Annotated in this window: 22 protein-coding genes; 9 read left to right on the forward strand and 13 right to left on the reverse strand. The window is 48.0% G+C overall.

All coding sequences use genetic code 11. The features are described from left to right. Positions 1–63: 63 nt before the first annotated feature. The 3 genes from rpsT (at position 64) to ACYVEA_RS05995 (ending at position 2,126) form a co-directional block, all read left to right on the forward strand. On the forward strand, positions 64–330 hold the full coding sequence (gene rpsT / locus ACYVEA_RS05985; protein WP_461112437.1) for a 30S ribosomal protein S20: 267 nt from the start codon (positions 64–66) through the stop codon (positions 328–330). Positions 331–456: 126 nt separating this feature from the next. Continuing rightward, positions 457–1,152, forward strand: coding sequence for a RadC family protein (gene radC / locus ACYVEA_RS05990; protein WP_461112438.1), 696 nt, complete (start codon positions 457–459; stop codon positions 1,150–1,152). A 197-nt stretch (positions 1,153–1,349) separates the two neighbouring features. Continuing rightward, positions 1,350–2,126 carry a LytR/AlgR family response regulator transcription factor gene (locus tag ACYVEA_RS05995; RefSeq protein ID WP_461112439.1) on the forward strand — a complete coding sequence of 259 codons (777 nt, stop codon included), beginning with the start codon at positions 1,350–1,352 and terminating at the stop codon, positions 2,124–2,126. Here ACYVEA_RS05995 and ACYVEA_RS06000 read toward each other — a convergent pair. The 7 genes from ACYVEA_RS06000 to ACYVEA_RS06030 all read right to left on the reverse strand — a co-directional run bounded on the left by ACYVEA_RS06000 (position 2,104) and on the right by ACYVEA_RS06030 (position 7,697). Then, on the reverse strand, positions 2,104–3,162 hold the full coding sequence (locus ACYVEA_RS06000) for a sensor histidine kinase (RefSeq protein ID WP_461112440.1): 1,059 nt from the start codon (positions 3,160–3,162) through the stop codon (positions 2,104–2,106). The genes ACYVEA_RS05995 and ACYVEA_RS06000 overlap by 23 nt on opposite strands. Further along, a complete protein-coding gene (locus ACYVEA_RS06005; RefSeq protein ID WP_461112441.1) occupies positions 3,159–4,250 on the reverse strand; it encodes a sensor histidine kinase in 1,092 nt (363 codons plus the stop codon). Before ACYVEA_RS06005 ends, ACYVEA_RS06000 begins: the two co-directional genes overlap by 4 nt. A gap of 79 nt (positions 4,251–4,329) precedes the next feature. Beyond that, complete coding sequence (locus ACYVEA_RS06010) at positions 4,330–4,923, reverse strand: pseudouridine synthase (protein ID WP_461112442.1); 594 nt, start codon at positions 4,921–4,923, stop codon at positions 4,330–4,332. A 49-nt stretch (positions 4,924–4,972) separates the two neighbouring features. Then, positions 4,973–5,752 (reverse strand): exodeoxyribonuclease III, encoded by a 780-nt coding sequence (locus ACYVEA_RS06015; RefSeq protein ID WP_461112443.1) that lies wholly within the window; start codon positions 5,750–5,752, stop codon positions 4,973–4,975. Beyond that, positions 5,753–6,172: a hypothetical protein gene (locus ACYVEA_RS06020; protein ID WP_461112444.1), complete on the reverse strand. Its 420-nt coding sequence runs from the start codon at positions 6,170–6,172 to the stop codon at positions 5,753–5,755. It abuts the gene before it with no gap. A 77-nt stretch (positions 6,173–6,249) separates the two neighbouring features. Further along, complete coding sequence (locus tag ACYVEA_RS06025) at positions 6,250–6,441, reverse strand: hypothetical protein (RefSeq protein WP_461112445.1); 192 nt, start codon at positions 6,439–6,441, stop codon at positions 6,250–6,252. Between the two features lie 35 nt (positions 6,442–6,476). Next, complete coding sequence (locus ACYVEA_RS06030; protein ID WP_461112446.1) at positions 6,477–7,697, reverse strand: nucleoside permease; 1,221 nt, start codon at positions 7,695–7,697, stop codon at positions 6,477–6,479. A gap of 180 nt (positions 7,698–7,877) precedes the next feature. On the opposite strand from ACYVEA_RS06030, the gene ACYVEA_RS06035 reads away from it, so the two are divergent. The 5 genes from ACYVEA_RS06035 to ACYVEA_RS06055 all read left to right on the forward strand — a co-directional run bounded on the left by ACYVEA_RS06035 (position 7,878) and on the right by ACYVEA_RS06055 (position 13,790). Continuing rightward, positions 7,878–8,597: a LolA family protein gene (locus ACYVEA_RS06035; protein ID WP_461112447.1), complete on the forward strand. Its 720-nt coding sequence runs from the start codon at positions 7,878–7,880 to the stop codon at positions 8,595–8,597. A 133-nt stretch (positions 8,598–8,730) separates the two neighbouring features. Continuing rightward, positions 8,731–10,923 (forward strand): M28 family peptidase, encoded by a 2,193-nt coding sequence (locus ACYVEA_RS06040; protein WP_461112448.1) that lies wholly within the window; start codon positions 8,731–8,733, stop codon positions 10,921–10,923. 102 nt (positions 10,924–11,025) lie between these two features. Beyond that, entirely contained in the window at positions 11,026–11,775 is a 750-nt protein-coding gene (locus tag ACYVEA_RS06045; RefSeq protein ID WP_461112449.1) for an acyl-[acyl-carrier-protein] thioesterase, read from the forward strand. Between the two features lie 178 nt (positions 11,776–11,953). Further along, positions 11,954–12,850, forward strand: a complete 897-nt coding sequence (locus ACYVEA_RS06050; protein ID WP_461112450.1) for a 2-oxoadipate dioxygenase/decarboxylase family protein — start codon at positions 11,954–11,956, stop codon at positions 12,848–12,850. Positions 12,851–12,950: 100 nt separating this feature from the next. Further along, positions 12,951–13,790: a sugar phosphate isomerase/epimerase family protein gene (locus ACYVEA_RS06055; protein WP_461112451.1), complete on the forward strand. Its 840-nt coding sequence runs from the start codon at positions 12,951–12,953 to the stop codon at positions 13,788–13,790. Between the two features lie 68 nt (positions 13,791–13,858). Here the strand turns inward: ACYVEA_RS06055 and ACYVEA_RS06060 are convergent, their stop codons facing one another. From ACYVEA_RS06060 to ACYVEA_RS06085, 6 genes are all read right to left on the reverse strand, one after another. After that, on the reverse strand, positions 13,859–14,959 hold the full coding sequence (locus ACYVEA_RS06060; RefSeq protein ID WP_461112452.1) for an aminotransferase class I/II-fold pyridoxal phosphate-dependent enzyme: 1,101 nt from the start codon (positions 14,957–14,959) through the stop codon (positions 13,859–13,861). Between the two features lie 40 nt (positions 14,960–14,999). Next, positions 15,000–16,025, reverse strand: a complete 1,026-nt coding sequence (locus tag ACYVEA_RS06065) for a dipeptide epimerase (protein ID WP_461112453.1) — start codon at positions 16,023–16,025, stop codon at positions 15,000–15,002. 131 nt (positions 16,026–16,156) lie between these two features. After that, the gene (locus ACYVEA_RS06070; RefSeq protein WP_461112454.1) at positions 16,157–16,807 is read right to left on the reverse strand and encodes a response regulator; all 651 of its coding nucleotides are present in this window, start codon (positions 16,805–16,807) and stop codon (positions 16,157–16,159) included. A gap of 150 nt (positions 16,808–16,957) precedes the next feature. Then, the gene (locus tag ACYVEA_RS06075; RefSeq protein WP_461112455.1) at positions 16,958–17,758 is read right to left on the reverse strand and encodes a sensor histidine kinase; all 801 of its coding nucleotides are present in this window, start codon (positions 17,756–17,758) and stop codon (positions 16,958–16,960) included. Beyond that, positions 17,725–18,366: a hypothetical protein gene (locus tag ACYVEA_RS06080; protein ID WP_461112456.1), complete on the reverse strand. Its 642-nt coding sequence runs from the start codon at positions 18,364–18,366 to the stop codon at positions 17,725–17,727. Before ACYVEA_RS06080 ends, ACYVEA_RS06075 begins: the two co-directional genes overlap by 34 nt. Before the next feature lie 65 nt (positions 18,367–18,431). After that, positions 18,432–18,809, reverse strand: coding sequence for a hypothetical protein (locus ACYVEA_RS06085; protein ID WP_461112457.1), 378 nt, complete (start codon positions 18,807–18,809; stop codon positions 18,432–18,434). A 514-nt stretch (positions 18,810–19,323) separates the two neighbouring features. Here ACYVEA_RS06085 and ACYVEA_RS06090 point away from each other — a divergent pair. Next, positions 19,324–19,878 (forward strand): fasciclin domain-containing protein, encoded by a 555-nt coding sequence (locus ACYVEA_RS06090; RefSeq protein ID WP_461112458.1) that lies wholly within the window; start codon positions 19,324–19,326, stop codon positions 19,876–19,878. Positions 19,879–19,886 lie beyond the last annotated feature (8 nt).

Consider the following 19,886-nt stretch of genomic DNA (forward strand, 5'->3'; position numbering starts at 1 on the left):
TTCCAACCGAAATTCTTATTTTTGCGCCCTCATATCGCGACAACGATCTCATTTTATATACCAATGGCAAATCATAAGTCATCAAAGAAAGCAATTCGGTCGAGTGCCAAGAAGCGTCTGATGAACCGTTACCAGCACGTAACGACTCGGAACATGGTAAAAAAACTACGTACCACCACCGACCACGCAATGGCCGTTGAACTGTTCAAAACGGTTTCTTCTGCTCTTGACAAATTGGCAAAACGCAACATCATTCATAAGAATAAAGCCTCCAACAACAAGTCGAAACTGGCTCGTTTGGTTAATGGGCTGAAAACCGCGTCGGCTTAGTCGTAGTCTGGTTTTAGTTCACTCTTTGTTGCGGGTGCTATCCCTATCTGAAACCTTACCTTTTTGCGGGTAAGGTTTTTTTGTGCACTTTGTAAACGAAAATAGGCCCGTAACTGACTTAATACTATGACCTACCAGACTTCCGGCACCATTCAAAGCTGGGCCGAAGAAGACCGCCCCCGCGAAAAACTCATGCTCAAGGGAAAAGCCGCCCTGTCAGAAGCCGAACTGATTGCCATTTTGATCAACTCCGGTACGGTTGATCTAACCGCCGTAGATGTCGCCCGAATTATCCTCAAAAGTGTTAATAACAACCTCAATGACCTGGCGAAACTGAGCATTAAAGATCTTTCCAAGTTCCGGGGTATTGGCGAAGCCAGAGCGATTACGATCATAGCTGCCCTTGAACTGGGCCGCCGACGAAAGGAACAGGATCGCCCCCAGCGAGCCCGCGTTACGTGCTCCCGCGATGCCTACGACGAGATGATCCCTCATTTGATGGATAAACCTCATGAGGAGTTCTGGATTTTGCTGATGAATCGCGCCAATGAGATTTTGCGACCCGTGCAAATCAGTACGGGGGGCGTTTCGGGTACAGTGGCCGATCCGAAACTCATTTTCAAGCAGGCTATCGAGTACCTTGCTTCCTCCATGATTCTGATGCACAACCATCCGTCGGGGAATTTGACGCCCTCACAAGCGGACAAGGACCTTACTAAAAAACTACGGGATGCGGGGCGGCTGTTGGATATTCCCGTCCTTGACCATTTGATATTTACCGATAAATCGTACTTCAGTTTCGCCGACGAAGGCATTTTGTAAGCAAATCGTCCCCACGACATATACGCTTACTTTGTCGAACTTCACTATATGTTTGATGCGGTATAAATATCACTTCATAGGCTACTTTTACCGGTTGGAAGGGTTTGTACCTGATTTAGGAAACCTCTGAGTGTACTTTTATTTTATCGGCTCAAAAAAACCTTTCTCTTTTTTAGCTCGAAATCACCCACTCTGCTATGAACGTATTCGTTATCGAAGATGAAGAGCTAGCCGCTCGTAAACTAACCCGGCTGCTACAGGAAGTCGATCCGGCCATTCAGATTATAGCTACAGCCGCCAGTGTGCAGGCATCAGTGAATTATTTGCAGAATCATCCCGCTCCCGATTTGATTCTGATGGACATCGAACTGGCCGATGGTCAGAGTTTCGAGATTTTCGAGCAGACACCCGTTGCATCGCCCGTCATCTTCACGACCTCATACGATGAATATGCCCTGAAGGCCTTTAAGGTCAATAGCATTGATTACTTACTTAAACCCATCAAACGTACTGAACTGGAAGCAAGTCTGGCTAAACACAAACGGCTCACAAAACAACAAGCGTCAGAATCGGATGGACACGTAGCCATTGACGCACTGGTGCAACAACTTCGGCAGCAACTTCAGCCAACCGAACACCGCAAACGTTTTCTGGTACGTCATCTTTCCCAGTGGCTACCCGTGGAAGTGAGTGACATTGCTTATTTCTTATCCGAGGAAGGTGTCAGTTTATTCCGCACTCATACCAACCAGAAATTTTCGCTGGATTATACGCTCGATGAGCTTGACGCCATGCTCGATCCAGCTCAGTTCTTCCGGGCAAATCGGCAATTTATCGTAGCCATCAATGCGGTACAGCAGATCCACCCGTATTTCAATAATAAACTCAAATTGATACTCAAACCAACAACAACCGATGAGGTGCTGGTCAGCCGGGAACGGGCATCGGATTTTAAAAAATGGATGGGGAAATAGCTACTGATTCTTCACTCAGCAGAGGAAGGCTTACGCTATACCAACCTGTCTGCTCGTCAATCTGAATCGCTTCCTGACCCAGTAACGTGTAGGTAGCCGCCAGATTCGTCAGACCATCGCCCACCGTGTCAATCCGAATAGACTTCCGTTGAAGCGTATTCTCAACCAATAGCCATCGATCTGACGTAGTACTTATTCGGATGGTCAGGGGTTTAGCCGCTAAAATCACATTGTAACGTACTGCATTTTCGACCAGGACCTGGATCGCCAGGGGCGGGATGAGTAAATCCAGCAACGACTCATCGACAGCAAGCTCAAACACGAGTCCCGTTGGATAACGGGTTTGCAACAGGTGAATATAAGCATGAATGAATGCCATCTCCTCGCGCAGGGCTATCAGCCGGTCTTCACTCGCTTGCAGTTGATAGCGAAAAACACTGGTGAGTTCTTCCAGAAACTGATCGGCAGCAACGGGATCTTCCCGAATCAGCGACGACAATGAGTTGAGACAGTTAAACAAAAAATGAGGATTCACCTGACTCTGCAACGAGGTAAGCTGGCTTTGCAGTGACACCTTCTCCAAGTCGTTGGTCTCTACGGTTGCGCGCTGCCACTGGCGCCAGATGTACCAGCCTTCATATACGACAAAATAGATAAAATGATAAAAAATCTGCATCCCGAGTGTGCGGCTCAGCTCTACAGCACTGGTGAAATACAGGAATTGCCCGTCAATCAAAAAGCGAACGGTGTGGCGCAACAGCCAGGCGAACGTTACCAGCACAGGCAAAGCCGCCAGCAGCCACAACAGGCGTCGGCGCGTATTGGCCAGACCCGGATACTGCTGTTGAAACCTCAGCACCACCCAACGGGCAATCTGCCAGCAAATCAGACCCGCCGTTAACCCAATGGCGTCATTGAATAAGGCGGTCTTCAGCGGGAGTTTAAAATACCAGTCGAGTCGAAAAAAGAGGGCCACGAACAAAAACAGGACCACCGGACCAAGCAAGCGCAGGCGGATGTCGTTGAGTGGTTTCATGAATGACTGGTTAATTCGGGTTGATTTGCCAGCAAGGGCAGGATGACAACAAACTGTCCATCAACTTCCTGAATCGTGAGGTCTCCCTGGCCCAGCAGCCGGTATTTGGTCGCAATGTTATTCAAACCCACCTTGTTCGACAGTATAGGCGTATTTTTCCGCTGAAGATTATTCCGAACCAATAACGATTGTCCCTGAGTCTCGATAACAATCTTCAGTGGTCGGTCGGGCATCATGACATTGTGTTTCACGGCGTTTTCGAGTAGCAGTTGCAACGTTAGCGCGGGTAATTTAAAATCCCGTTTCTCCGCGTCAACCTGAATCTGTAAATCGAGCCCTGCGCCATACCGGGTTTTCAACAGGTGGAAATAGGATTGAATAAACTGTAGCTCTGCGCCAAGCGTGGTCAACTCGCCATCATTGACGCGCAACAGATACCGATACACGATGCTAATTTCATCCACTACGTCCTCCGCCTTTCGGGGATCTTCATAAATAAGCGACGACAGAATATTAAGGCTATTGAACAGGAAGTGTGGGTTGATCTGGCTTTTCAGCTTATTAAGCTGGTGTTGTAGCTTGTCCTTTTTAAGACCTTCGTTTCGCTCGTAGGTCTGCTGCCAGGCCTGCATCACGTAACTCCCTTCATAAATGACAAAGTAGACAGCATGGTAAAACAGCTGAATACCAAGCCCATACGTATAAGCTGGCAACGGCGCCCAGAATGTATCCAGATTATTGAAGGCCATATGCCCGACTCGCCGAATAATCCAGGCTATATTAATAAGGAGAGGCAGCAACAGCGCCATCCATTGCAGACGACGACGCGCATTGGCTAAACCTGGGTAGCGTTTTTGCAGGGAAAGAACCACCCAGCGAGCCAGATTCCAGCAGATGTAGCCCGATACCAAGGCAATCAGGTCGCTGCGTAAGACCGTGGGCAATGGTTCTTCAAAGTACCAGTTCAGGCGGAAAAACAGCGTTCCAACCACAAACACGATGAGTGGACCGAAAATTCGTAGTCGCCTGTCGTTGAGCGTCTTCAAAGCCAGATAGGGATGGTTGCCTCTGTGTAAAGATAGCAACATGACGGCAGGAACGGAAAAAGTCGCCGACGAAACGTTTCATCGGCGATCATCACCAGCTTTCCGGAATTTCCCGGGTGATTCAAAGCCGCAGACCACGTACTACGTCCGCCCGACTTAATTCAAGCACCTGGCCTGGTTCCATACCTTCCGCTGTGAGGGTTTCAATAGCCCAGCGCACGAGCCGGAGCGTCGGGAAACCCACGGCAGCCGTCATCTTACGCACCTGCCGATTCTTGCCTTCGTGGAGCGCAATAGACAACCATGAAGTTGGAATATTGGCCCGGTAACGGATAGGAGGATTGCGAGCGGGCAAAGGTGGTTCGCCAATGGACTGAGCATGGGCGGCAAGCGTATGATACGGTTTACCATCTACCGAAATTGTGATGCCATCGGCCAGCAATTGACAGGCCTCGCTGGTCAGTGCGCCCTCGACTTGCACATAGTACGTCCGATTGTGGCGGAATTTCGGATTTAGTAAACGGTGGTTGAGTTGTTTGTCATTAGTCAGCAACAGCAATCCTTCGCTATCCGCATCCAGCCGCCCAACAGGATACACATCTGTCGGAAAATCGAATTCTAAATCAGCCAGCGTTGGCTTATCACCCTCACGCGAGAACTGCGAAAGCATGAGGTATGGTTTGTAGATGAGGAAGTAATCTGAACCGGGATTCATCTGATTTTTCTAATTAACTATGATTTTGTTGTCACTGATAAAATCATAGTCAGTCAGACAAATCACCCAAATCCAGGTTTAGACTTACCGGGCAATGGTCGGCGTGAACGACATCGGGCAGCATCTGGCAATCGATGATCTGATCCCGAAGATTATCCGTCACCGATGCATAGTCGATACGCCAACCTTTATTATTGCTGCGGGCCCCAGCGCGGTAACTCCACCAGCTATACGCTACGTCCTGGGGATGTTTATAACGGAAAGAATCAGTCATATTAGTTCCAAACCACTGGTCCATCCAGGCCCGTTCTTCGGGCAGAAAGCCGGTCGAATTTTTGTTCCGTATCGGATCGTGAATATCGATGGCGTTATGGGCAATATTGTAATCACCAACGACAATAAGCTTCGGGCGAGTTTTCCGTAATTCCACTACGTATTCATAAAAATCGCGCAGGAACTCCATCTTAACACCCTGCCGTATTTCCCCGGACGTGCCTGACGGAAAATAGCAATTTAGCAATGTAAGCTCACCAAAATCGGTGCGCAGAATACGGCCTTCGCAGTCATAGACCGGTAATCCGCAGCCCAGCACTACGTTAGTCGGGGCAATTTTCGAGAACGTTGCTACGCCCGAATAGCCTTTCTTCTCGGCCGCATGCCAGTGATATTGATAACCAAGCTGCTCAAAAACAGTCAGATCCACTACATCGGCGGTGGCTTTAACTTCCTGAAAACAGAGAATATCGAATTGATGCTGAGCAAGCCAGTCGGCCAGTCCGTTACGCAGAGCGGCCCGAATGCCGTTGATATTATAGGAAATGAGTTGCACTTAGGATTTGTTAGTTTCTGAAGTTTCGGTCCCCCCACCTTTCTTACTTTCTTCAATGAACTCATCAATCATTACAATATCGCGCAAGTCCTGAGGACGATGTGCAACAATTTTCTGTTCCCGTAAATCATTCAGGTGAAGAAAATGAATTAATGATCCTGAGTCGTTACGACATGTTCTTGACCGTTGAAAACATTCGGCAAAATCAAATCGCCGGTGAACGTAGGTTAAAATATCAATGTAATTATTTAAACCAAACACTTGAGGTTGAAAAAAATCAAGATCAGCCACTTGACTAATCTCTTCATCGTCATAACCTATTCCTGAAAGAACAGCCATAAAACGATGACCATTTTCCGGCGTTGGTTCAATCCAAATAGCTACATCTTCCGTATTTCTTGATAAGCCATTCAGATACATGGTAAATCACCCAATCACCATATAGCGTAGACCATTTACATCAGCACTCGATGCAAATAGCCTAAACTCTTCATGGTCTAAATCCATGACGGTTTACGAATGGTAATGCTTTTGGGGAATTTTGGGCGCCCTTTTAACGCCCAAAGTCGGGCCTGCATAGCAAAAAAACCCCGATAGCGCTCTTCTGGCGTTTCAAGCAACCCGTTCCTAAGCTGCCGCACGTGCGGTTCATCAAGGGTTTTATAGAGTATGATACGCTTCTTTTCCATGTTAGTTTGAGATGGACAGCTTATTTCTTTTTCCATTACAAATTTCCCGGTACTAACTCGTCTTCTTTCGTCCGAATTTGCTTATTGTCCGTAAACAAAAACACAAACACAAGCAAGACTACAGCCGCAATACCTGCCGGGACAAGCCAAAAGTCGGTCCAGTTGACGCTATTCCCAATCTTGAACATATCTTTCACGATACCGGAAAGATAAGAGCCGATACCCATACCGATACCATACGTTGCCAGTGAGATCAGCCCCTGGGCCGACGATTTAATTTTTGCACCCGCTTTATTGTCGGTATAAATCTGACCTGTTACGAAGAAGAAATCGTAACAAACGCCGTGCAGTACAATAGCCAAATAGAGCATCCATTCGCCCGAGCCGCCATCCCCATAACCGAAGCAAACGAACCGGATAATCCAGGCGATTAAGCCTACGATGAGCATTTTCTTAACCCCTAATCGCGTGTAGGCTAAGGGAATCAGTAACATAAAAATCACTTCCGATGCCTGACCCAGCGACATTTTATTTTCTACATTCTGCATACCACCATCCGTCAACGAAGGGTTGGCCATAGCGTAGTAGAAAGACAGTGGAATGCAAATGAGCACTGACGACAGGAAAAAAATGGCAAACGATCTATCTTTAAATAATTTAAAAGCATCCAGTCCCAGGATCTGCGAAAACGACGTAGCCGTTGTGGCTTTGGGGGGCGTGTCGGGCAGGAAGAACGAAAAAATCCCTAATACAACTGCCGAATACATCGACAGTTGGAAAATCGTTACTTTATCGCCAAAGCCGTAATACCCAACAATGTTCGTCACAACAATCCAGGAGACGGTACCCAAAACCCGAATTCCCGGAAATTCTTTTTCAGGGCTGGTCATCTGCTGCATGGCAATCGACGACGTTAACGCAAGCGTCGGCGCAAATGTCAAACAGTAAACTAAGAGCACCCAAAAAAACTGATCGGCATCATCAACTTGAATAAGATAAAATAGAACGGCTGCCCCTAGCAGATTAAGCACACCCAAAACCTTCTGGGCAGCAAAGTAACGGTCGGCGATCATGCCCACGAAAAAAGGAGCTACAATCATCGCAATCGAAAAGGTTGCAAAGGCGGCTCCCTGCTGTACGCCGGTGGCATGGAGTTGTGTCTCAAGGTATTTCGTTACTTGACCGTACCAGGCTCCCCACACAAAAAACTGGAGGAACATCATGATGGAAAGTTTAATGCGGGTCGTCGACAGCATCGTAGGTTTAGTTAGTTAGGGATTCAACTTATGAAGGTAGAAAACGACGGTCAGCCCTGCAAACCAGTTGGCGGTTAAAGTTGCCTATTGCGCACTAATACGTCGCTATATTTCCCTAAAATAACCATTGTTGCTGTGCCCGGTTTAGTATCTTTGACATAGTTTCTGACTAACTTTTTCATGAAAAAACAACTGATCACCCTTGTTGCCCTCATGGCAATTCCGGCTTTATCCTTTGCGCAGACGGCCGATGAAATAATCGATAAGAACATAGCGGCTTTGGGTGGAGCCGATAAAATTGCCGCGGTAAAAACGCTCCAGTACAATCAGAGTATGAGCATTATGGGGATGGAAATGACCGGCAAAACAACGACAGTGGTCGGCCAGTCATCCCGAACGGATATTTCGGCTATGGGTCAACAAATTACACAGGTCGTTGATGGCGATAAAGGCTGGATGATTAATCCGATGACGGGCGGTTCTGGTGCTCAACCTATTCCCGAAGATCAGATAAAAATGCAGAAAGGAAATACCTTTTTGATAGGTGCTGATTTATCTACGGCCAAGACGCAAAAATACCCGGTTGAGCTAGTGGGCAAGGAGAAAATGAACGACAAAGACGTATTCAATCTGAAAGTAACACGGCCAGAAGGCGTAGCCAACTACTACGTAGACGCCAACACTTACCAGTTGCTAGCGATGAAAGCAACGGTATCAGTACAGGGGCAATCGGGTGAGGTTAAGCAGCAGTATGGCAATTACAAAACGATTGAGGGCCTAACCCTCCCCTCGACGATGGAGCTTAATAGCCCGGCCATGCCCGGCTCCGTTACGTTAACGCTTTCGAACGTTGTCTTTAACCCTAAAATAGATCCAACTATTTTCGCGATGCCTAAGTAATAAAGGCTTCCTATATCAACACAAAAAAGAGACGTGGTAGCCACGTCTCTTTTTTCTTGCCAAATATTCATTTGCAACACGCCTATTTTACCACATTAAGTACCGATATTTGGAAGCTATACAACCTAAATTTATGAAGCATTTCCCTCTACTTAAAAATACCGGTCAGGCCTTGGTGCTGGCTTTGGGTGTGGTGGCAGCACAGGCGCAGCCGAACCTCACCGGATTCGTACCAGCCCGCCAGGCCGCTCAACTTAAACTCGAATCCGATTTCAAGACCAAGCAATCATCGGCAGCGTTTAAAAACCACCTCGAAAAACTCAGTAGCGTACCGCATATTACGGGTTCGAAAGAAAACGAACAGGTTCGCGACTACATCGCCGAAACGATGCGCAAAGCGGGCTGGCAGGTAGATATTTACCCGCACGACGTATTGCTCCCGAAGGGACCCGGTGAAATTGCCGTCGAACTGGTCGAGCCGATTCGTCAGCCCCTGAACATTCGCGAATTTCTGTTTAAAGAAGATAAGTACAGCAGCGACCCACGGCTGACGCCGGGCTACAATGCCTGGTCGGGGTCAGGTGATGCCACCGCCGAAGTTGTGTATGCGAACTATGGTCGTAAAGAAGATTTCGAGCAGTTGAAAGCCATGGGCGTTTCGGTAACCGGGAAAATAGTGCTGGCTCGCTACGGTGGTAACTTCCGGGGATACAAAGCCCAGTTTGCCCAGGCAGCCGGAGCCGTTGGGGTTATTATTTTTACCGACCCTGCCGATTCGGGCTATATGCGCGGCCTGACCTTCCCCGAAGGGCCCTATTACAGTGAGAGCGTCATTCAGCGTGGCTCTTTGTTGACAACGCCTTACACCGGCGATCCACTCACGCCCGGCGAAGCAGCTTTGCCAATGGATGCCAAAAATACACCTAAACGTCTCGATCAGAATGCGGTTGGCCTGCATAAAATCCCCGTAACACCCCTCCCCTATGGGTCGGCTACCGAAATTCTGAAACGCATGACCGGTGCAAAACCCGTTCCGGCGGGCTGGCAGGGTGGCTTACCCTATACGTATCGACTGGAAGGAGGACCGGCTTTGAAGGTGCGCTTGATGGTGAAGCAAGAGAAAACCATTCAGCGGATTTATCAGGTCGTTGGTACGTTGACCGGATCGGAGTTTCCCGACGAGTGGATTATTGCGGGCTGCCACTACGATGCGTGGTCGTATGGGGCCGCCGATCCCAACTCCGGCACGGCTATGCTGTTGAGTATGACCGAGTCAATGGGAAAACTGGCGAAGGCAGGCCAACGTCCCCGACGTACCATTAAAGTGTGCAACTGGGATGCCGAAGAACCCGGTGTCATTGGTTCAGCCGAGTGGAGTGAGCAGTTTCGCGATGAGTTGACCACCAAAGCCGTTGCCTACATGAACTACGATGCCGCCGTCTCGGGCCGGACGTTTGGCGCCAGCGCGTCACCCTCCATGAAAAAGCTCATTATTGAGGCAACGCAATCCGTTCAGTATCCTGATTCCAACATAACAGTTTATCAACACTGGCTGGGGCATAAAGCCGCCGGTAACCCTACCCGCGTAACGGGCTCATCGGCCCCAGCTCTGGTAGCAGGTGAGCCAACCATTGGCAACCTGGGCGGTGGCTCAGATCACATCGCGCCCTATATGCACATCGGTATTCCGTCGCTAAGCGCGGGTATGGAAGGGCCTACGCTCTACCACTCGCAGTATGATGACCTGTACTTCTATGACAAGTTCGTTGACCCGACCTACAAAATGGGGCCTATGATGGAACAAGTCGTTGGTACAATGACCCTCCGGCTCGCCAATGCCGACCTTGTCCCTTACGACATAGCCCGCTATCCGGCGGATCTGGAAGTTCACCTGAAAGCGGCCGAGAAAGCCATTCAGGCCTACGCACCTTCCTATTCAATTTCTCCGTTGCTGAACGTAGTGGCCGATCTGAAAAAGAATGCTGACGCCTGCGAAATGGCCCGACTGAACTACATCAAATCGGGGCGCACCGACAAGCTGGTGGAATTAAACAAAGAATTGCGTCTGCTGGAACGTTCCTTTATAGATCCCAAAGGCAATGCATTTGGTGGCTGGTATAAATCACTCTATGCCTCATCGGACCCCAACAGCGGGTATGCGTCCTGGATGTTGCCCGGTTTACTGTACGAAGCCTCGATAAAATCGACAGCCAATCTACCTGATCTGGAAGCCCGCTACAAAAAAGCCATCCAGACCCTGAGCGACAAACTATTGACACTTTCGCAGGGGATGGGCAGCCCATCGGCAATTGGTAGCGGTAAGTAATTTGTTCGGGTTTGTCGAAAAATGCTGCATGAGGTCAGGGTTGAATCCGGTGCCACGCAGCCTTTTTTTAACCTATTTTTGCCTGTCTTTTCCAGTCAGTACATGTCTTTTAGTCAAACCGATACGTTTACGATACGGGGTTACGAATGCGATGCGTTTGGGCGGATGAGTATCCCGGCCCTGATGAATCTGATGCAGGAATCCGCTAACCGAAATGCCATTGCGTACGGCATTGGGGTTGCTGATCTGGAGCAACGTGGTTTCGGCTGGATGCTGATGCGGTTCCAGTTGAGGATGCATCAATATCCACGCTACGGCCAAACCGTTCGGCTGATAACGTATCCCACCAGCGTCGAAAAATATTTTATTTACCGTGATTTTCGGTTAGTCGATGAAACTGGGGCGTTGTTAGCCGATGCCGCCAGTACGTGGATAGTCTTTAGTATGGAGAAACGGGCCATGGTACCGCTGCCGGGTTTCATTCTAAGTCTGTCCCCTCCAACCGATGTTGACCCGTTGCCAAGGCTACCGCTCAAGCCCGATTTTCAAGTAAAGCCGTTTGTCGCAACGCAGGAAAAAGATGTGGAAGTAGGCTGGCTAAGTATTGATAAGAATCAGCATGTCAACAACGTAGCATACGTGCAGTGGTTGCTCGAAGCGATGGACGGCGAAACCCTGCAAACGAAGGCATTAGCCGAAATTGATTTGGTTTACCGTACTGAAAGCCACTGGCAGGATCACCTGCTGGTGCAATCAACAATTGAAACACCGAATGCGTTTTTGCACCGGATTATTCATAGCGAATCAGGCAGAGACGTACTGCTGGCACGAAGCCAGTGGAAATTGAATTAATTGTTCGGCGTAGTCCAATGGCTCGGCCTAGTCTCAGTTCGGCGTAGTCTCTGACTACGTCGTAGCGTTATCCGGTCTCTGACCGGACTAATACCTTCTATCAAATACCGGTCAGAGACCGGATAACACGGCGACTTAGTCAGAGACTACGCCGAACCTAAACATAAACAAAACGCTAATGCTAACCTCAACCCTCGGTGCCGTGATGGATGGCCTGATGCGCCGATACAGTGAGCGCGTTCCCGACGTGCAAAAGGTGATCAACGCCATGATCGATGCGGGCGTCATCGCGTCGGCGGACGAGATCGAAAATGACCATATTGCCTTCCGGACAATGGGGGTTCCCAACCTTGGGCTCGCTTCATTCGAGAAAATTTTTCTGCACTACGGCTACGAAAAGCGCGACGAATATAACTTCATCGAGAAAAAGTTAACAGCCTACTGGTACAGTCCGCCAGAGCCGCGTTTTCCCCGAATTTTCGCCAGTGAACTTCGTGTAAACGAATTGTCCGACGAAGCCCAACGTATCATTCATCGCTACACAGACACGGTAACGAGCGACCCGGTCGATGCGCTGGATTTAGATGATGCCGAAGCCGTTGATCGGTTCCTGCATCAACCACTCTGGACGACACCAACGCTGGCCGATTATCAGGCTCTTCTAAAAGAAAGCGAATATGCGGCCTGGGTAATTTATAACCGCTATTACCTGAATCACTTCACCATCAGCGTTCATAACCTGAAAGCGGGGTACAACACCATTGATGAGTTCGTAGCGTTTCTGGAGCACCAGGGTTTACGGCTCAATTCGGCGGGTGGCACGATCAAAGTCAGTCCGGATGGCGATTTACGACAGGCGTCAACGGTGGCTCAGATGATTGACGCGGAGTTTGCCGGGGGCGACCTGTTTCGCATTGCCGGTTCATACGTCGAATTTGCCGAACGGCGCGTCTTACCGCAGTTCCAGAATCTGCCAGCCGGCCAAATTAACCGACAGCACCGACGCGAAGGTTTCGAGACGGGCAATGCCGACAAAATTTTCGAAAGTACGTTTACGACGCAAACGGGTAGATAATAGCCGGTTTACGGTTTTTGGTGCACGGCAAGAGTCACTACGTTGCTAAACAGGCTGCCGGTGGCTGTAAACTAATAACCGAATACCCAAACTTGAAATCATGAAAACGACATCTGCTTTCCTACTTGCCGGAATGTTGCTATCCAGCCTGGTTGCTCTGGCACAAAAACCCGCCCCGGTAGGTCTGCAATTGTATAGTTTCCGCAGTCAATTTGCCAAAGATGTTCCGGGTACAATGGCAAAAGTCAAACAAATGGGCTTTCGGGAAGCAGAAATTGCCGGAACCTATGGTTTGAGCCTGACCAATTTCCGTAAGTTACTTGACCAGAACGGGATAAAAGCGATAAGCACAGGCGCCAGTTTTGAGGACTTAGACAATAATGTGCCGAAGGTTTTGGCCGAAGCAAAAGCGTTGGGCGCCAAGTATGTTGTCTGTACCTGGATTCCACATCCTGGTGATACGTTTATGATTCAGGATGCCGACCGTGCCATCGACGTATTCAATACTGCCGGGAAATTACTGGCTGAAAACGGGATTACATTCTGCTACCATAATCATGGTTACGAATTTCAGACCTATAAAGACGGTACGTTCTTCGACTATTTAGCCGAGAATCTTGATCCGAAATCTGTAAATTTCGAAATGGACGTGTTTTGGGTAAAAGCCCCCGGTTATGACCCGGTTGCCTTATTGCAGAAGTACCCGAAACGCTTTCTGCTCATGCACCTTAAAGACCGCAAGCCCGACACGCCCGACAGTAACACTGGCCATTCGGACGTCGAATCGAACGTAGCACTTGGCCAGGGCGATGTTGGTATTGCGGCTCTCATGAAACAGGCAAAAAAATCGGGCGTAAAGCATTTTTTCATCGAAGACGAATCATCGCGTTCCATGGAGCAAATGCCTGCAAGTCTGGCATTTCTGGAGGGATTGAAATAGGCACTTCAACCGCAAAGGCGTAAGGGACGGCGCAAAGAACAGAGCAGGTTTTCTCTGCAGTCCTTGCGCTATCCGTTGTGTTCTTCGCGTTTAAAACTAGCAACCAGCTCAGCCAATCGCTCAATATCAGCCGGTTCATGAAAGGCGCTAATGACAACACGCGTATTAGCCCGATCAGCTGCTGTTGGGTAGGCAAATGAGTAAACGAACAGTTGATGATCAAGCAGATAGGGATACAATCCATCCTGTTTAGTAAAGAAAACAGGGTAGCCTTCCGCATGGTCAAACAAACCCGTTGGAAGCAGTAATGTCTCCGCTAAACGCACATTTCGCTGTAATCGCTCGCGGCCTTCTGCATACAACGTATCAGCCTTCAGATAAGCTTCTAGACTGGCCGGTGTCATGGGCGAGCAAGCGCCGAAGAAAGCCGTTTGACGTATCGCTTTTATGGTGCCAGCATCGCCAAAAATGGCACCGCCTGGCAGGCCCATCGCCTTGGCCAATGAAGTCGTCACCAATAGCCGAACCTGACTGTTGTGAAGTTTATGAGCGATCTCCGGCCAAATTCCCTGCCCGTTGTTCAATACACCAATTCCGTGCGAATCGTCTACCACGAGCGTAATAGGCCAATCGCTGGGTAAATCACTCACCCAATCAAAGTTGTAATATTCCGAACGAACGGCATCTATCGAATTGACTAGAATCGCTACAGGACCAGTAGACCGGTTACCGGTTAACTCACTACGTAGCTGATCGGCTACCTGAACAGTCCAATCAGCAAACGACAGCGCAGGCAACGTAACGGTTGGTTCATGCCACAAGGCTGGATGGGCGCTGGGACCGTACATGAACGTAGCATGCTGTGCCCGTAGCCAGTTTGAGATAACCTGCCCAGCCATCATGCCCGACGAAAGCGTTAAGGCAGCAGGCGAACCAACCATTGCTGCCAGTTTTACTTCGGCCTCTTCGTAGACAGCAAGTCGTAAATTACCATTCCGTGAGCTTCCAAAAACGGTGCCGTACCGATTGACGGAATCAACCATCAACCTCTGGAAATCAGCATGTTGAGGCAACCCTAAATAGGCTGTTCCACTAAAAAAGAGATATTTCTGCCCTGCATGGTTTATCGTTCGACCTGGCAGGTGATTAATCGTAAAATTTTCACTCATTCGCTACGTTCCGACAACCGGTTTCACATCGTTCATTCTTTTACCCGTTCGCCCTTGATAACCTTACTCCTGTGCCGTTTTCGTCAGCATAAATGACCTTACCATACTCGAACGTAACGCCGGTCGCGGGATCATTGGCAATGAGCATGGCACCATCTAAATCGGCATAGTCGAGCAGCGGCAGCAATTGTGCAATAGCCGAAATCCCTACACTCGATTCAGTCATGCAGCCAACCATGACACGCAGACCCAGCTCTCGGGCGCGGGCAATCATGCGTCGGGCAGGGGTAATTCCTCCGCACTTTGTTAGTTTGATGTTGACACCGTGAAAATAGCCCGCACACCGTTCAACGTCTGCTTCAACAATGCAGCTTTCGTCAGCAATGATGGGTAAAACCGACTGGTCAATCACGCGTCTGGCTCCTTCCCAATCGTCGGCAGGTAGTGGCTGTTCGATAAATTCAACCCCGAGTTCCCTCAGTTCGCGCGATTTACGGATGGCGTCATCAGCCGTCCACCCACAATTGGCATCAACCCGAAAGATGGCATCGGTGTGCTGACGTAGGGTCCGCACCAGTGCGATATCGTCTTCTGGTCGACCGAGTTTAATTTTATACAGCGGCCAGGGGCGTTCCTGCATTTTTTCGACCATTCGTTCGGGTGTATCAAGCCCAATCGTATAGTCAGTCAATGGACTTTTGGCTGAGTCGAGATTCCAGAGTTTGTACAGGGGTTTTCCCTGCTGTTTGGCCCATAAATCCCAGGCTGCCTGATCGAGCGCACAGAGCGCGAACGGATTACTGGCCAAGAGTGGTTGCATATCGGTCCAAAATACCTCGGGATTCGTAAGGTTATACGTTTCAATACGTTCACGGACTGCTTCAAGAACCGCGACCATGCCATCAATGGTAATGCCATAATAACGGGTTGCCGTAGCCTCGCCGAAACCACTGTGTTTGCCATCCCGAAGTTCGACAATGAGAGTTGGCTGAACATCGCGGCTATCATGAGCGATGGTAAATGTATGGTTCAGACGAAGATCAACCCGATGAAAAAACAACTGCATTCGGCAAAGATAAGAGGGAAATGACGAATGGATATTCGGGATCGCCCATGTAATCAATGAACAATGTAAACCGGAACTTACATCATGCTTTCTTCTACAGGGGCGATCCCGCTTATCCATTCGTCATCTTCTCAAAACTTTACCAGGCCATGGCGTACGGCTTCGATCACCATGCCCACCCGCGTCCGAACGTTCATTTTCTGAAACACAACTTCCCGATATCCGTCTACGGTTCGTGGGCTTACACACATTTTATCCGCTATCTCGTTATAAATCAATTCACTACATGCCAGTTTCAGGAATTCGAGTTCACGGGCATTCAGTTTAAAGGGAGCAACAGGAACATTGTCAATCGGGGCATTAAGACTACGAATGAGTTGATCCGTCAGGAAATCGGAGTAATAGAAACCTTTCGTCATGACGTCGTCCAGCGCCTGACGCAGTTCTTTCGAACGGCACCCTTTGAGCAGATAACCCTGTGCACCGTTTCGTATCATATGGACGATATCCTCTTCGCGATCCGTCATGGAGAGGGCTAATATACGTACCGACGGGTATATTTTGCGAAGCTGGAGGGTCGTTTCAAAACCATCCATTTCGGGCATATTCAGATCAATTAAAGCAACATCGGGAAGCCTGGCACTACGTTGGAGCTGATTAAGTAAATCACGTCCGTTTCCGGCGATAAAAAGTACCTCGTAATTGTCGAATTTACGAATCAAATCAGCGAAGGCTTCAGCCACCAGATGATGATCGTCGGCAATGGCGATGGAGGTAGGCATGAGAAAGTTACTTAAGCATATTTACGCCCCGAAAAGTAGGGAGTTGCCTGCCCAAACACAATACCTCTATTGGGGTATTTTCGAATGGGTTACTCTTTTATTGACACTATTTGTTGCATTATCAGCCAGATGGAGCCCTTTTTTGATGATTTAGTTACGTGGAATCTGAATTTCAATGCGCGTTCCTTCGCCCAGTCGACTCGTTACGGCACATGTTCCTCGCAATAAACCACTCCGACGGCTGAGATTATTCAGCCCGGCTCCAGCCTGATCCAGTTTTCGAGTCATTACTTCATCGACACTAAAACCCTTCCCATCATCGGCGATTATGAGCGTAAATGTGTCGGGATTGTAGTCAGCCGAAACCGTCAGGTTATGGGCATTAGCATGTTTTAAAGCATTATTAATTGACTCCTGCGCCATGCGTAGCAGTACAATTTCGGGCTGTTCGCCCAAGGAATACACGTCACCAGACGTAACAAGTTGAGTCTGAATACGACCCGCACGCTGAATACGTTCCAGTTCGAGCGTGAGGCTGGGTAAAAGACCGAATCGCTCAACAGTTTCGTAGTCAAGGGTTTTAGACAGTGATCGAACATCGGTAATGACGGTTCTGACCAAATCACGGGTTTGTTTAACTGATTGCTGGGTAGTGGATTGCTCAATTTCGTCTTCGAGTGAATTTAGCCGCATGATCACCACGGTGAGCAACTGGCCGATGTTATCATGGAGTTCCTGAGCGATCTGCTGAAGAGTATGATTCTGGATTTCGATCTGTGCCTGAAGAAGTTCGCGCTGGAACGTTTCAGCTACGCTGGCTAACTCCTGCTTGTGCTTCAAAATCCGCCTTTGGTGTAAAAAGAAGAAAGAAGCCACAAAAGTGGCTAAAAGCAGCATGAGCATCGTCCCGGCTACAACTATAATAACGATTGCTTCTGTCCCACTTTGCATACAAATCCAATTGTATAAAGACTATACAGAAGAATGTTTAAAAGATGATTTATGTTGTACAGTTTCGTCGCTACATCAGGTGATGTTCTTGCCAGGTAATTTAGTAATCCCATCAGGAAAAACGTACCTGTCTGAAAAAAAAGAATGCCTGTACAAATCCAAAACTCCGGTAATTGTCTGATGTGCAATACTTCGTCCTGTTTATACAAGTCATAGAAATAATAAGCCGACCACAATATTAACAGAATAGATTCTACACTAAAACTAAGCGAATTTATCGCATTAATCTTTTCAATAAATAACGCGTTGATAAAGCAAAAAATAGTAAACGAAATAATTGAAATGTGTGCCAGTTGTGTGGTACGTGTCCCGGCAAAGTAGCCGGCAAAAAAACTTGCCAGCAAGGCATATTCGGTTGGCTGAAAAATATGAAATACTACATTACTGTTACGTCCCGTAACGAGCCCCCAATAGCCAATTGCTTCAACAATCCATGTAATGCAAATTAAAGCAAATAGCCATCTAAAAGGGCCATCTAAAGAGCGCCGGTGCCAAAGTGCATACAATAAGCACCCCGTAAGCACAGCTAGATATAGGTTTAAAAGCATATTAGCTTTTATAATAGGAAACCTGCAAACGCATCGTTTACAGGCTCAAAATTAATGCAATAAGATTATGCTTCAGGAATGAAAATAAGATCCTCTCTAGGTGGACAACACTGGGTGCCATTTTCAAGAAGTCTGAACGTAGGATCTGCGGATGGAAGTTGATCTTTTCCATCCTTTCGTCCAACCAATATAGCCGTCAATCGGTCATAATCCTTTTTCTCACTATCCACTGTCTTTACAACGCCAAAGTAAACAACGATTTCGTCAGGCTTCTGGTTAAGCAAAGTATTGATTTCTGTAACGGAAAAAATAATTCCGTCGGGTTCCTCCTTTGGATCCACGCCCGCTGTGTTAGCTACTCTGTCTTTGTATTTCTGACGAATTTTTCTGTACCACGCTTCATCAATTGGCTTACCGTGTGTGGATGGATCTGTAGGGTTCATGATGGTAGTGTTTATGGTAAAAGATTAGGGAGCGAACGTACTCGTTTCAGTCAGTTTTCACAATAGCATAAATCGACATCTGTTTGGATTAAGCCCACAAAAAACAATATATAACTCATAATCAGCAAGTTACCCACCTTCGTCTATTTAAAAAGGGGCCTAAGCCAACTAAATACGGGAAATACATGGTGTACAATACCGTATTTTTCCCGGTCCGTTTCGGGTAAATATCCCGTACGGTATTGGATCAATCTTTATGAACTTTGACCTGTTGATTCTATCCTCTTCTTCCACCTCGCTTTCTAAGGGATCAGTTCCGCCGGACTAATGTCCGGCGGTCTTTTTTTGATATTTTACCGTATTTATCCTTAAAAGGGATAGCGGCAATACCCTAATAGCCAGTTAATTATAAATTATTTATTGGGTAATTAAATCCAAACCTTATCGCTCTGCCGTAAGTCTTCACGTTGATCGACACCATTTCACATTTTAAACATTACAAAAAAACAACGACATGAAGACGCTTAAAGTCACATTAGTTATAGGTGCGTTATTGGCGCTAAGCCAGGTTTCCTTTGCTCAGGAAAAAACAGTTACCGTGGGTGGTGCACCAATGTACCCCTCGAAGAATATCATTGAGAATGCAGTAAACTCGAAAGATCATACTACGCTGGTTGCGGCTGTGAAAGCGGCAGGTTTAGTCGAAACGCTGTCGGGACCGGGTCCATTCACCGTATTTGCTCCCACAAACAAAGCGTTTGATAAACTGCCAAAGGGCACTGTTGAAACGCTGGTGAAACCCGAAAACAAAGAAACGCTGACAGGTATCCTGACGTACCACGTAGTGCCGGGCAAAATGAGCGCGGCTGACTTAATGAAAGCCATTGCAGATGGTGGTGGCAAAGCGACACTGAAAACCGCATCGGGTGGCACATTGACAGCCATGCAGAAAGGGAAAAAAATAGAATTGACGGATGCAAAAGGTGGTGTAGCCACTGTCACAATCCCTGACGTGAATCAGTCCAACGGCGTGATTCATGTAATCGATACTGTATTAATGCCACAGTAGTCCGTTTC

It is taken from the genome of Spirosoma jeollabukense (assembly GCF_054777855.1).

What these genes read in the sequence shown, in the direction of transcription:
- rpsT (WP_461112437.1), top strand. Translation starts at nt 64, where the DNA reads ATGGCAAATCATAAGTCATCAAAGAAAGCAATTCGGTCGAGTGCCAAG.
- radC (WP_461112438.1), top strand. Translation starts at nt 457, where the DNA reads ATGACCTACCAGACTTCCGGCACCATTCAAAGCTGGGCCGAAGAAGAC.
- ACYVEA_RS05995 (WP_461112439.1), top strand. Translation starts at nt 1,350, where the DNA reads ATGAACGTATTCGTTATCGAAGATGAAGAGCTAGCCGCTCGTAAACTA.
- ACYVEA_RS06000 (WP_461112440.1), bottom strand. Translation starts at nt 3,162, where the DNA reads ATGAAACCACTCAACGACATCCGCCTGCGCTTGCTTGGTCCGGTGGTC.
- ACYVEA_RS06005 (WP_461112441.1), bottom strand. Translation starts at nt 4,250, where the DNA reads ATGTTGCTATCTTTACACAGAGGCAACCATCCCTATCTGGCTTTGAAG.
- ACYVEA_RS06010 (WP_461112442.1), bottom strand. Translation starts at nt 4,923, where the DNA reads ATGAATCCCGGTTCAGATTACTTCCTCATCTACAAACCATACCTCATG.
- ACYVEA_RS06020 (WP_461112444.1), bottom strand. Translation starts at nt 6,172, where the DNA reads ATGTATCTGAATGGCTTATCAAGAAATACGGAAGATGTAGCTATTTGG.
- ACYVEA_RS06025 (WP_461112445.1), bottom strand. Translation starts at nt 6,441, where the DNA reads ATGGAAAAGAAGCGTATCATACTCTATAAAACCCTTGATGAACCGCAC.
- ACYVEA_RS06030 (WP_461112446.1), bottom strand. Translation starts at nt 7,697, where the DNA reads ATGCTGTCGACGACCCGCATTAAACTTTCCATCATGATGTTCCTCCAG.
- ACYVEA_RS06035 (WP_461112447.1), top strand. Translation starts at nt 7,878, where the DNA reads ATGAAAAAACAACTGATCACCCTTGTTGCCCTCATGGCAATTCCGGCT.
- ACYVEA_RS06040 (WP_461112448.1), top strand. Translation starts at nt 8,731, where the DNA reads ATGAAGCATTTCCCTCTACTTAAAAATACCGGTCAGGCCTTGGTGCTG.
- ACYVEA_RS06045 (WP_461112449.1), top strand. Translation starts at nt 11,026, where the DNA reads ATGTCTTTTAGTCAAACCGATACGTTTACGATACGGGGTTACGAATGC.
- ACYVEA_RS06050 (WP_461112450.1), top strand. Translation starts at nt 11,954, where the DNA reads ATGCTAACCTCAACCCTCGGTGCCGTGATGGATGGCCTGATGCGCCGA.
- ACYVEA_RS06055 (WP_461112451.1), top strand. Translation starts at nt 12,951, where the DNA reads ATGAAAACGACATCTGCTTTCCTACTTGCCGGAATGTTGCTATCCAGC.
- ACYVEA_RS06060 (WP_461112452.1), bottom strand. Translation starts at nt 14,959, where the DNA reads ATGAGTGAAAATTTTACGATTAATCACCTGCCAGGTCGAACGATAAAC.
- ACYVEA_RS06065 (WP_461112453.1), bottom strand. Translation starts at nt 16,025, where the DNA reads ATGCAGTTGTTTTTTCATCGGGTTGATCTTCGTCTGAACCATACATTT.
- ACYVEA_RS06070 (WP_461112454.1), bottom strand. Translation starts at nt 16,807, where the DNA reads ATGCCTACCTCCATCGCCATTGCCGACGATCATCATCTGGTGGCTGAA.
- ACYVEA_RS06075 (WP_461112455.1), bottom strand. Translation starts at nt 17,758, where the DNA reads ATGCAAAGTGGGACAGAAGCAATCGTTATTATAGTTGTAGCCGGGACG.
- ACYVEA_RS06080 (WP_461112456.1), bottom strand. Translation starts at nt 18,366, where the DNA reads ATGCTTTTAAACCTATATCTAGCTGTGCTTACGGGGTGCTTATTGTAT.
- ACYVEA_RS06085 (WP_461112457.1), bottom strand. Translation starts at nt 18,809, where the DNA reads ATGAACCCTACAGATCCATCCACACACGGTAAGCCAATTGATGAAGCG.
- ACYVEA_RS06090 (WP_461112458.1), top strand. Translation starts at nt 19,324, where the DNA reads ATGAAGACGCTTAAAGTCACATTAGTTATAGGTGCGTTATTGGCGCTA.